The organism is Streptomyces sp. NPDC127092, assembly GCF_042722475.1.
Taxonomy (GTDB): Bacteria; Actinomycetota; Actinomycetes; order Streptomycetales; family Streptomycetaceae; genus Streptomyces.
On sequence record NZ_JBHXFE010000161.1, the window covers coordinates 1 to 352 of the forward strand.

The 352-nt window shown below is 69.0% G+C and carries 1 protein-coding gene; it reads right to left on the reverse strand.

Translation table 11 applies throughout. The features are described 5' to 3' along the window. On the reverse strand, positions 1–352 hold a 352-nt coding region (locus tag ACFWJO_RS38330), incomplete at both ends, for a UDP-N-acetylglucosamine 2-epimerase (protein WP_386872794.1).

The window sequence follows — 352 nt, forward strand, 5'->3', positions numbered from 1 at the left end:
GTGCAGCGCCGCGATCTGGCTCGTGATCTTGCGGTTGGCTTCCTCGGGGAACGGGGAGGCGATGTCGAACGAACGGAGGCCGGCCTCGGCGTGCACCACGGGGATGCCGAGGTTGAAGGCGGCGACGGCGGCGGCCGTGGACGTGGTGGTGTCGCCCTGCACCACGACCGCGCCCGGGCGCTCGTCCTGAAGCACCGTGTCGAGGCCCTCGACGGTCCGGGCGAACACGCCGTTGAGGGTCTGGCGCGGACGGATGATGTTGAGGTCGTGGTCCGGGACGATTCCGAACAGCTCGTTGACCTGGTCGAGCATCTCCCGGTGCTGGCCGGTCACCGTCACCACACAGTGGAAG